Here is a 12128-nt window from a genome sequence, read left to right on the forward strand (position 1 = left end):
ACCGCCGCGCGTGAAAAAATCTCAAGCGATGCGGCGCTAGATCAGCTTCTCCTCATCCCGCAGGATGCGGACGAGTTCCTGGACGACCTGCTCGGGCTCGCCCTCCAGCTTCCGGCCGGGCGGGCGCGGTGGCGGCGGCGTGAAGCCGTCCATCTTCGTCGTCCAATTGTCACCGCCGAGATCCGCGGCCGAAAGGCCCAGGGCGGCCGCGTTCTTCGTGTCGACCGGCTTCTTCTTGGCCTTCATCAGGCCCGGGAGCGAAGGATAGCGCGGCTCGACATAGCCCTTTTCGATCGTGAAGAGACAAGGCAGTTGCACCTCGACAACCTCCTCGGCGCCCTCGATTCGTCGGCGGGCGATCGCGGACTTGAAGCCGCCCCCCCACTCGATCGCCGTGACCGCGCCGACATGCGGCATGCCCAGCAGTTCGGCCAGCGCGGGGCCGACCTGCCCCCGGTCGTAGTCGATCGCATGCTTGCCGGTGAAGATCACATCGAACTTCTGATCCCTGACCGCGGCGGCAAGCACCCGGGCGACGCCCAGATCATCGAGGCCGTCGAAGAGCGGATCGCACAGATGGACGCCATTTTCGACGCCCATCGCGAAAGCGGTTCGCAGGACATCCACCGCGGCGGCCGGACCGAGCGTCATGACGGTGAGTTCCGCGGAGGCGGCGGCATTTTTTTCCTTGAACTGCAGCGCGGCCTCCACGGCGAATTCGCAGAACGGATTCATCACCAGCTTGACGCCGGCGGCTTCGATGCCGCTGCCGTCGGCCTTCACCTTGATGGCGGCCGTGGACTCGGGAACATACTTGACGAGAGAGAGAATCTTCATACTGCCCTCGCGAAATCGGAACAGTGGCCTGGCTCAAACCCGGCATGGAATGTTAACGCAATCGCGGAATTCCTCAAACGCGCGGGGGCTGCGGATTCTTCCGGCAGCAGGTGCGCCAAAGTGGGCGATTTCCCTCGTCGATCGTCACGCAGCGCACCACGATGGCGATCAGCCACGATCAGAATCCGACTCTCGCTGATTTCATTTGACATCGCGCAATGAGCGTGCAGACTTTAGGTATCCGAATGACACAGCGGAGCACGGCGCGGCACCGTTCCGAGACGCGCTCGAATGAGGCAGTTGTCAATCCTCCAAGTCGCGAAGAACACCTCTTTCTCAACGCAGGCGATGTCGCACCGGTCCGCAGCGGCCCGGCCAGGCAAGTCGATCGCGCAACACGCTGAATCGGCCGATTAAAAAAAGCCTGCGGCAAATCCCAGCTCATGCGTGATCGAGTCAACCTGGCCGGCGTGGGCGAACCGTGCCCGCGCGGGAGCCACCTGGTCTTCCTCAATCCGGCTCAGGCTTGAGCGTATTAAGTCTGATGTTCCAGCCTTCGGGCGCCACATCGGGTCTCGCGCGGTTCGCCGGTAAATATCATGAACACCAAACTGGATAGGAGGTATACCGTGTCAAGCAAATCGTCGCGGGCTGCCCAACTGCTCGCCATCGGCATCGCTTTCGCGCTGATGCCGATCACGGCACGGCCGGCTGCCGCACAAGAGATGATCGATCACTTCTCAGTCAATTTTACGCCCGCAGGAGAGGCCGTAAACGGGACCGGCACGGGTTACGCGGACGGCACCTGGTTCTACTATCCGAACACGCAATGGTGGAACGTGTGGTTTGCCAATCCACCCATGATCCCGAATGCGCTGAAAACCATCCATGTGGAATTCGACGCGATGCCGCTCATTCCGGGACCGAACAATCTGACGATCGTTTACAACTGGGCGACGCCCGAATGGTCGGCGCAAGGACTGGTTCGTCCGCCGCTACCAACGGATGTACCCAGTCCCTTGCTTGAAGAACTATTCATCCGGCGATCAGATCCGCCATTCTTCAGCGGCAGCCTGATCGGGCCGGTTCATATCGTCCATGAATTCCAGATCCAGCCCTACTGCCCAGATTGGATTTCGCTCGACATTCGCGGCATGAATCTGCGAATCATCGGCGGCGTCATTATTCATGAGTGCCATCCGGGTCCGACGCCCTGTGAGCCTGCGCCGGATCGACAGTCGTGCCTGTTGACGAACTGTCCGGCGGCAGAGGAAGTCTGCCTGCCGACCCGGGTATTGGTCGACAACACCGTCTTGCCGCCGACATACCAGATTCTCGCGTGCGAGTGCAGGAGTCCCAACGCGTGCCACACCGAAGTCGGTCCGGGGGCGATAATCATGTGCGTAGGGGATTGTCCGGCAGGACAGATGTGCGTGATGAATGTCATCGATAACGGTGACGGGACCCTGACATACAGCTGTCAATGTGAATCGAACGACCTGGGTGCATGTTGTTATCAAGACCAGACCAGCATTCAATGCGTAATCGCAACGGAAGCAGATTGCCTACAGCTCTTCAACGGTCAATATATGGGCGCGAATACAAACTGCGATGACGCGGACGGTGACGGCGTCGCCGATGTCTGTGAATCGCCTCCGCAGCTCGGTGCGTGCTGTTCGCTCGATACGCCCGGCGCCTGTGCCTTAACGGACCCGGTAACCTGCCAGCAACTCAACGGTTTGTTCATGGGAGCCGGGACAAATTGCGATGACACAAATGGAAACGGCAAGGCGGATATCTGCGAGCTCATCCAGGAAGACAATGATTATGGCGATGCTCCGGAGGGCGCCTTGGCCTATCCGAGTACCGGCATCATGGGAAGCTTTCCCACCTGCCTGCTGGCCGGACCGGCGACGTTCATACGACATGCCAACTTCGGCGGAACCTTCGGGGGCTTCGACTTCGACCTGGAAGGGAATGGAGGACTGTGCCCTGTCTTCACGCCGAACAACTACGACAAGGATGAGTGCTTCGGAGATGGAGATGCCGGATTGATCCGGCCCGGCGCGTTCACAATTCAGGGGCCAGTCGGCAGCGAAATGGTTGTCCCATGCCCGAATAGTCCGGGCACTTCACTTGGACCGGCTTGCACCAACGCGGTATGGGGAGTCAACGTGGACATCCAGATCTCCAACCTGATGCCTCCAGGCGCACCCAAAGCCTATGTCAACGTCCTGTTCGATTGGGATCAGAACGGCATGTGGTCTGGTGCATCCGGCTGCGGAGTTGCCGCTGCACCGGAGCATTCATTGGTGAATTTCGAAGTGCCGAACGGCTACATCGGGCCAATTTCCGGCTTGGTTCCACCGCCGCCGAATTTTCTGATCGGGCCGAACCCGGGGTACGTCTGGACACGCTTCACGCTGACTGAGCGGCCGGTGCCAGCGGCCTGGACGGGAGACGGGATTTATGAAGATGGTGAAACGGAGGACTACCTGCTGCTCGTGGCGGGCGCTGCGACGGACGATTTCGGCGATGCGCCCGATCCACCCTACCCGACTCTGATTACAAGCAACGGCGCACGGCATACCGTCGGCAACCTTTTCCTCGGCGCCCTCGTCGACCCCGAAGCTGACGGCCAGCCGAATGCAAACGCGACCGGCGACGATCTGAGCGGATTGCCAGACGAAGATGGTGTGGTGTTCAACACATTGCCGCTGATTCCCGGTCAGGGTGGCGTGGTGACCGTGACGCTCCTCGCGCCGGTGGGCGGTGCACTCTTGAGCGTCTGGGTCGATTTCAATGGTGACGGTTCCTGGGGGACGCCCGGCGATCAGATTTTTGTTGCGCAGCCGCTTGCAGCCGGCCCGAACCCGCTGCCTTTCATGGTTCCGCCCACGGCGACGCCGAACATCATCACGTTTGCGCGCTTCCGTTTGCATACGAATCCGGGTGGCGTTCCATATGTCGGTGGAATTCCGTACGGCGAAGTGGAGGATTATCAGGTGCCGATTGGAGAGTTGCCGCTCACACCGAAGTGGCGGCAATCACCGGCATTTGGGCTTGGATTTGATGCCGAATCCGACTTCTGGTGGAACGAACCGATCCCACTAAGCAAATGGTCGCAGCCGCCGGACCCGAGCCTGCCCGGCCTGCATGCACACGACTACGACATCGGCATGGGGCTGCAACGGGAAACGCTTGCCGACGACTGGCAATGCGAGGGCGGCCTCGTCAATTCTCTGAGTTGGTGGGGAAACTACGAGGTTGACGCGACGGGCAACGAACTGCGCGGAGCCGGCATCCAGAGCTTCCAGGTCAGCATCCATACTTGCGCGCCTGGGCCAATCCCGCCGTGGTGCGTTCCGATGGTCCCACCTCTGGCGATCTGGACGATCCCATTTGTTTCGGGAAACGAGACCGATTCGGGACTTGTCAATAACGAGGGCTCGAAAATCTACTTCTACAAGGTGAGTCTCCCCGTGGAGTTTCCGCAACAACTGGGCAACTTCTACTGGTTCGATCTCTCCGCCACCGCTGTAAATCCGCTGAGTCCGCCGCTGTGGCGATGGCAGGAAGCCCGACGCGCGCCGGCTCCGCCGCTCGGCCATGCGCCTGCGGCCGAGCAGTCCGATCAACAGCCGTGGCGAACCATCGTTTGGCCACCCATACCGCCCGAAAACCTTGAGCGGTTCAGTGACATGGCCTTCGAAGTGATTTCGACTTCCGATCCTGCGATGCCGCCGGTCAACAAGATTGTGGCCGACGATTTCCGTTCTGATGGCCGGCCGATCAAGGCTGTACGCTGGTGGGGTAGCTACTTCGACGAGCGCTACGCGCCCGGACCTTCAATCGATCCGCGCCATGTCATTGATGGGTGGTTCATCTCCTTCCATCCGACTGATCCATCGGCGACCGCCGTCTGCCCGCCTGGGTTGGCAACGGTCGATTGGCCGTCGGTGCTCGGCGTTTACTTCGCACCGGCGGAGGCGGTCCAGATCACGATGACGAATCTGACGGACTGCATGCAGCATGCCGTCTATGAATACTCGATCGATCTGGATCGGTGCTGTCTGCTTTGTGCTGCATCCGATCCGCGCACCGGTGAGACGCCTGCACAAACCGAGGAATTCGAGGAGACAAGCAATCTCGTCTATTGGCTGGGCATTCAGGCTGTGACGGGCGTCAAATGGCAAGCCGGCGGATGCGGCTACGACGATCGCATCGCGACGGGCCATTGGCCGTCTGATCTGACCGGCCAAGGCGAATTCTGGGGCTGGCATACGAGTCTTGGCATCGACACGCCGTACCCGGCGATGAAAACGGCCTGCACCGGCCGCATCCTCGACATGACCCCTCCAGTGCCGTATCCGCCAGATTGCTGGAGATATGACGCCTGGATGAAACAGCCGTGGATGTGCCCGAACCCGATGCCTCCGTTTCCACCGGTACAAATGTCGTTCGAGCTTTACGCCGAGCCGTGTCAATTGCCTGGCGATGTCAACCAGTCCGGCTCATTGACGCTCGACGACATTCCGTGCTTTGTTGACTGCCTGCTCGGCTCGATGGCGCCCGGTTGTGTCTGCGGGTGCGCGGACATGAACCTGGATGCGAAGGTAGACGGACAGGACATCCAGATCTTCGTGAATGCGATCCTCGGGCTGTAAGAAACGAGGACACCACATTTACGAACCTGCGCGGCATCCGAGTTCCCGAATGGAGGTCGGAACTCGGGTGCCCGCGCATTAATGGTGCATCACGTGCAGAATTAAGCCTTCAGGATGACATCGGCGAGTTCCGCGATGCCCTTGCCGTGGGAGGCCACGGTCTTGACGATGGGTCGATTCGAGCCCATGGACTCGACAATTTCAGATGCCAGCTTGTCGGCACCAGGCAGGTCGGCCTTGTTGATCACAAAGACATCCGCCACCTCGGTAATGCCCGCCTTCTCCATCTGAAGGCCATCGCCCGCGCCCGGCATCATCAATAGCACGAGCGGCCTGGCCCACTCGCGAATGGCCACGTCGTTCTGTCCTGCTCCGACGGTCTCAATCAGTAGCACATCGAACTTCGCGCGACGGATGACTTCGACCATCGCACCGGTGGTCGGAGCGAGACCGCCAAGCTGACCACGGCTGGCGGCCGAGCGAAGGAATACGCCGGCATCGCCTGCGTTGATCGTCATGCGAGCGCGATCACCCAGAAGGGCTCCGCCCGTGAGCGGACTAACGGGGTCCACCGCGACCACCGCGACGGACTTCCCACGGTTTCGAATTTCCCTGAGCAGCCGGCCGATCAGCGTACTCTTGCCGACGCCCGGCGAGCCCGTAAAGCCGACTACGGCGGTCCTGCCGTCGCCCCGGGGCAGCGTCCGATTCACCTGTTCAATCGTCGCGCCGTCTTCGACCCAGGTCAGAACGCGGCCAAGGGCTACGCGGTCGCCGCTGCACATGGCGGCGATCCATCGATCGAGGTCACCGTTCTCGGCGCAGCGCCGTCGCTGATCATGCACCTTGATGGCGAGCGCCTTGACCTGCTCGACAATCTTTGCGAGGGACACCTCGGTCTCGAAGACGATCGCGACCCCCGCATCCTTCATCGCCTGGACATCGTCAGGTGGAATAATGCCGCCGATGACAACCGGAATATCGGGCCGGCCGAGTTTCTTCATTTCGTCCATCAGGATCGGAACGAGCGTCAGATGAGCGGCACTGTGGAAACTGGCGCCAAGGATGTCGACATCCTCCTCGACCGCCGCCTTTGCGGCGGTTGCAGGCGACTGCCAGAGGCCGGTATAGACCACTTCCAAGCCGGCGTCTCGCAAACCGCGGGCAAGCACCTTGACGCCGCGATCGTGCCCGTCGAGTCCGATCTTCGCCAACAGTATCCTCGTAGGTGTGTGTTGCATCCCCGATCCAGAAAAGCCTTGACTACTGGTTGTTCGCGGCTTTCCTCGAAGCGAGCAAGCATCGCGCAACTCTATCTTGGCAGGTTTCCGTGGTCGCGCCAAGAGCATCGGTACGACGCGCCGACAGGAGTTTGCAGATGGATGATCTTTTCGGCAATTTTCGCTGAATTTTCCCTGGGGTGATCCGGCCGAATCCGAGTCATGCGTATTACGATGCTTTGTCGGCCAGTGGGAGCGGCACGAAGCCAACAGCCGCAAGCCGGCTGCCGGCCTACGTCTCTTTCGACTCCCGAGCAGGATTGGCCAGTGGCCACCAATATGCCTCTGCGTAAAAACGGCGAAGGACCAGCCGTGTCGGACGACTTCCATCGCGTGGGTAGATTGGTTCTGGGTCGCGCTCCGTGCTTCCTGCTTGGACAATGATGAATCGGGATGTCTCTGAACATGAGCTCCCGATCGGCCACGGGGGCTGGCTGAAAGGAGTTCTCGCGAGCCATCCAAAACGGTTGTCGCTTCGCCGGAAACGCTGTGTTTAGCGCGCGCCGACATGGCCATTTTCAGAAATGTGGTTGCATCCAACACGGAACACGACGATGCGACAATACATAGGCACCAGAGAATTGTGATCTGACCCTTGCTCGATCGGCTTCGTATCGAACACCTCGCCGCCCCGGCTTCCGGCAGCGTTTCTTTGTTTCCTGCGACCGTATGAACTTAGTTGCCACAACCAAGAATTGTTCAACCGTCTGAATTTCGCGGCAATAATGACTGTATTTTTTCCTTGATTTCCTTAGGGGGGGGGTAAACTATTGGATGTTCGGGCGGATGGCTTTTTCTTAATCAGAGAATAAAAGGAGGAAGATCATGTCACGATCTCGTAAGACATGGCTTGGGATGATAATTGTTGGTGCGATTACGATGATCGTCATCAGCAAGGCTGGTGATACTCGGGCTTGCCCGCACATTCCTTGCGAGACCGGGCTGTGTATGTACGATCCAGTGATTGACAACACCACCTGCTTTCACGCAGAAATCATTTCTGGGCCTTGTAAGTGCGAGGAGCCAGGTCATCGGTGTACTCCTTGGTACCGGAAGGTCGTGGCGTCTCGAATTGAACTCGTGACTGGCCAGGAAGATGGGACGCCTCCCCCATGCGCCTGGGATGGGCCATGCTATCAGTGCTTTAGGCTGAACACGCTCATACCGTGTTCAGTTGTATACAAGTGTCGGAACTGGTATCAGGAGGGTATCGAAAAATGCAATCCAGTGAGTTTGTATGAAGAATGTGGCACTTGGTATTCGCGTACGAATCATACTTCTGGCTTCGAGCTGACCGGACAGATCTGCTGTTATTGGATCCAGTAATCGCAACCCTGACTAATGCTGCGCTCTTGTCGCAAGTAACGTCGTGATGGCTATCATTAGCTTGACCATTAGGTCAGTCGTGACCGAGGAAGGCGGCCCCATATGCAAAGTCTCCTGCTTGTACTGTGCGCCACTCTCTCATGCGGTGACACGAAGACCGCCATGCCCGATTCACTCTCAAGAGCCTTTGCGCAGCGGATGCGCTTTCAGACCGCCTATTTCGAATATGAGTATCGCGCGTTCTGTTCGAACGCCAAACAGCGCCCGAAACTTCGTTACGAAGCCAGATTCGCCGGCAAGGACCTCTATTGGGCAGAGCTGGGTGACGAAGACGGTATCCGTTCACACGAAATCACCACCGGCCAGCCGATTCTCGGCGTGCGGTACGCATGCACACCGGAACGGGCCGTTCGTTGCAATGACGGGAAGGACGAATGGTCGATCCGGGATGGTGAATTCACCGTACGTGCCCAACCGACGCCGGAACGCTTTCTTATCCGCGGCACGGCGCCGGAGCGTTTACTCGACCCCCGTTCGGCCGGCCTCTGTCCAGTGACTTTTTCAGAAACGTCGCCCGACGATTTGCTTCAGGAAATTCAGCAAAAAGGCTACGAATGGTCGGAAAAGAGTGCGAACGGAATCATTGAAGTATCCGGTTCACTGAAAAAACAGGCCGCAGAAGGGGAACCTTTCAGAATCGTCGTTTGGCGGATCGACCCGGAAAAGGATGATGCGATCCTCGAGATGCGGGTGTACGCCGGCTACCCCGATGGCAGACGCGAACTGTTGGAACGGATTGAGGCTGACCATGCGCAATTCGATGGCCGATGGTGGCCGACGAGGTGCATCACCACGCTTGAGTCCAGGCCCGGCAGCGAGGAGTTCACCTTCACGCGCGTCGAGTTCGATCGCAAGGAACATCCGAGCAAGCTGGGGCCTGATATCCTCGGAATTCCGCCGGGGCTTGCCGCAGTCGACCGAATCCGTCGCACCTCCGGCTCGGGCCCACTGAAAATGGGACGTTATGTTGGAGACGGACAAATCGTGTCCGTCAATGAATGGTACGAGCATCACAAGGAGAAACACAACTCTCCCGAGCTGACGAACTTCCTGTCGAGAGCGCAAGCAATCGGCGACGGTGAGTATCCAAAGTGGTGGAGTGCCGGAGAAGAGACACTTGGTTTGGAGAACGTCGCACGAACACCCGATTTGTGGGAAGTTTATCTCCGCCGTTGGATTATCCGCCACAGCTACGCAGTAGAGGCCGCGCAGGGCGCGAGCACCGCCCAGAGCCTCACTCCCGCTCAGGTCGATGCGGCATGGGCGATACTCAAGGACTGCCGTAAGCGCACCGTGCCCGTTCTTCTCCGAATGAAGGAAGACCCCGGTTTGTCCCCGCCGGATGCCTCGGCAAACAAAGAGATGCAGTTGCCGACCACGATGCCGGGGAATAACGAAATGCCAGCAAACTCACAAACACCTAATCGATACGAAAAAGAGCTAGACACGATATTCCAGTCGCTGAAAACGCGACTGAGTGCATTGCTGTCAACAAAACAGAAAAATGCCGAGGCCAAGGAGCCGTCATAGTGAATAGTGGGGCCGTAGAATTTTGCTATTCAACGGTCCCGGGGCCATGCTCGCTGCCAGGCCCCCGCCGCCGCGCGACGCCGGCCTGCGATTCACTGAGCAGTTGCGCCAACTCCATCGCCGCATTCCTCGCCGCATTCGGCTTTGAAACCCCTTTGATCATCTCCTGCAATTCCCCGCGCACCCGCGCGAGCGTATTCAGATTCGACAGCCACTCAAACGCCCGCGCAATGATCGGCCCCGTGCTGTCGTAATACGGCATGAACTCGGGAACGATCTCTCGCCCCGCAAGAATGTTTGGCAGCGATAAGTACGGCGTATGAATAAGCCATCGACCGACAAGCAGGTATCGCCATTTCGGGGTCTGATACATGACGATCATCGGAGTGCCCCAGTAGGCAACTTCGAGCGTGACGGTGCCGGACGCCGCGAGGCACAGGTCGGCGGCTCGGATCGCGGCAGCGCGATCGTGTTCGCCGGTCACGATCGTCGCGTCGATGCGTTGCCGCGGGTTGGAAATGCATTGCTGAATCATCGTTCGGGTATCTTCGTTGGCCGCAACGATGACGATGTTCATGCGAGAGAATCGGCCGCGAAGCGCGGAAGCAATCTCCAACTGCCCCGGAAGCACTTCTTCAACAACGTGTTTTCGAGAGCCGGGAAGGAGCGTCAAAACGGTCGTGGCCGAGCCGCGCAGCTGTGCGATCCGAACATCGCTGATATCAGAAGCCGCCAGTCGATCGAAGGTGGGATGGCCGACGTATTTCGCCTGGATGCCGGCCGCCTGGAAATAGGGCTCTTCGAATTTCCAAAGGCAGGCGAGCCGATTAACGCGTCGCCGAACGCGATTGTTTCGCCAATTCCTGGGCCCCCAGGCCCACGTCTGCGGCGCGATGTAGTACATCACGGGAATATTGTTGCGACGGCAGATTTTGGCGATCGGCAGATTGAGTGCGGGAGAGTCCACCATCAAGGCCGCGTGGAAGCCACCTTCACGGATGAATCGCTTCAATCTGCCAAGCAGCCCGAGAACTTCCGGAATGCGGTAGAACGCCGCGTGGGCCATGGCGGATCGAGCCGTCATGTCGAAAAAACACGTGGCGCCCTCCCGCTGAAGCGCAGGGCCAGCTAGTCCGTGGAAACTGGCGGATGGGTGAAATTCCCGCAATGCGCGAAGGAGCGAGGCGGCATGCTCATCGGCGCTCTGCTCGGCGACGCTGACGAAAATCCGTGGATGACCGGCCTCGGGCTTCATGAGGGGCTCTGGGGGGTGAATCAGGGCTAAAGACGGCCGGGACACGATACCGCGGACTCCGGATGGAGCAAGCCAGACAGTAATCAACTCCACGGACTCCTCGGGACCAGATTCGGATCGGCCGCTCGGGGGAGCCGACGCACTGCGCCACGGGCCCCGGATGCCACCGTTGGCTGATCTTGACGCGAAAGGCCGATTCCTATACTCTTATGGGTCTCGCTACATATTCAGCAGATTTGGACACTTACGTTTTTTTCAGGAGGTGACATTTGTCGCAAGCGTTGGTCCGCGAGTTGATCGATGCGGGCATCCATTTCGGCCACCGCGCGAGCCGGTGGAACCCGAAGATGGGGCCGTATCTGCTCGGCAAGCGGAATTCGATTCACATTGTCGACATTCGCCAGACCGTGAAAGGACTGCTTCGCGCGAAGAAGTTCCTCGCCGCTGTCGTGGCCAATGGTCAAGATGTCTTGATCATCGGCACCAAACGACAAGCCAAGGACAGCGTTGAAAAGCATTCCAAGCGCGTGGGTATGCCCTACGTGACTGAGCGGTGGCTGGGCGGCACATTGACCAACTTCAAGACGATTCGATCGCGACTTACGCGGCTGGAGTATCTTGAAGAGCTCGTGAACACAGGCAAGATTGAAGAATTCAGCAAGAAAGAAAAGGCCCGCGCAGGTCGAGAGCGAGAGAAGATCGCCCGAAACCTCGACGGTATTCGCACCATGACGCGATTGCCCGGCGCCATCGTGGTGGTTGACGTAAAGCGCGAACATAACGCAATTCGTGAAGCGCAGAAGCTCAGCATCCCGACGGTCTGCCTGGTTGATACGGACAGTGACCCGGAAGGCGCGGACATCGTCATTCCAGGCAATGATGACGCGATGCGTGCCATTGAACTGGTCGTTGCGGCGTTGGCCGACGCGATCGAGGAAGGCAAGCGTGGGCGACAGGCGATGGCGGAAAAAGCCGGCGAGCAATCAGCCGGCGGTCCCGGTCATCCGCGACGATCAAAGCGCGCCTCGACCTCGAGCATTGCCGCATCACAGACCGAGGCCGAGATGGGCGGCGATTTTGAGCCCAAAGCAGAGCTTGAATCGCCCACCGGCTCGTCATCCGAGACAACCGAGAGCGTATCGTAATCGCGCGGACGGGTACGTCCCGCTGGTC

The 12128-nt window shown here is 59.2% G+C and carries 6 protein-coding genes; 3 read left to right on the forward strand and 3 right to left on the reverse strand.

Features of this window, described 5'->3' with window-relative positions:
• Nucleotides 1-36 precede the first annotated feature (36 nt).
• Nucleotides 37-837: an electron transfer flavoprotein subunit beta/FixA family protein gene (locus tag KF841_00590; GenBank protein ID MBX3393840.1), complete on the reverse strand. Its 801-nt coding sequence runs from the start codon at nucleotides 835-837 to the stop codon at nucleotides 37-39.
• A 629-nt stretch (nucleotides 838-1466) separates the two neighbouring features.
• Here KF841_00590 and KF841_00595 point away from each other — a divergent pair.
• Nucleotides 1467-5504, forward strand: coding sequence for a hypothetical protein (locus KF841_00595; protein ID MBX3393841.1), 4038 nt, complete (start codon nucleotides 1467-1469; stop codon nucleotides 5502-5504).
• Between the two features lie 101 nt (nucleotides 5505-5605).
• Here the strand turns inward: KF841_00595 and KF841_00600 are convergent, their stop codons facing one another.
• Nucleotides 5606-6718, reverse strand: a complete 1113-nt coding sequence (locus KF841_00600) for a cobalamin-dependent protein (GenBank protein ID MBX3393842.1) — start codon at nucleotides 6716-6718, stop codon at nucleotides 5606-5608.
• 1554 nt (nucleotides 6719-8272) lie between these two features.
• Here KF841_00600 and KF841_00605 point away from each other — a divergent pair.
• Entirely contained in the window at nucleotides 8273-9700 is a 1428-nt protein-coding gene (locus tag KF841_00605) for a hypothetical protein (GenBank protein MBX3393843.1), read from the forward strand.
• Nucleotides 9701-9725: 25 nt separating this feature from the next.
• Here the strand turns inward: KF841_00605 and lpxB are convergent, their stop codons facing one another.
• Nucleotides 9726-10955, reverse strand: coding sequence for a lipid-A-disaccharide synthase (lpxB, locus tag KF841_00610; GenBank protein ID MBX3393844.1), 1230 nt, complete (start codon nucleotides 10953-10955; stop codon nucleotides 9726-9728).
• Nucleotides 10956-11248: 293 nt separating this feature from the next.
• Between lpxB and rpsB the strand changes: the two genes are divergently transcribed.
• Complete coding sequence (gene rpsB, locus KF841_00615; GenBank protein ID MBX3393845.1) at nucleotides 11249-12100, forward strand: 30S ribosomal protein S2; 852 nt, start codon at nucleotides 11249-11251, stop codon at nucleotides 12098-12100.
• The last annotated feature ends 28 nt before the right edge of the window (nucleotides 12101-12128 follow it).

Source organism: Phycisphaerae bacterium, from assembly GCA_019636475.1.
Taxonomy (GTDB): Bacteria; Planctomycetota; Phycisphaerae; order UBA1845; family UTPLA1; genus JADJRI01.

Excerpts from the sequence above, each read along its gene's own strand:
- KF841_00590 (MBX3393840.1), bottom strand. The coding sequence starts at position 837 with ATGAAGATTCTCTCTCTCGTCAAGTATGTTCCCGAGTCCACGGCCGCC.
- lpxB (MBX3393844.1), bottom strand. The coding sequence starts at position 10,955 with ATGAAGCCCGAGGCCGGTCATCCACGGATTTTCGTCAGCGTCGCCGAG.
- KF841_00605 (MBX3393843.1), top strand. The coding sequence starts at position 8,273 with ATGCCCGATTCACTCTCAAGAGCCTTTGCGCAGCGGATGCGCTTTCAG.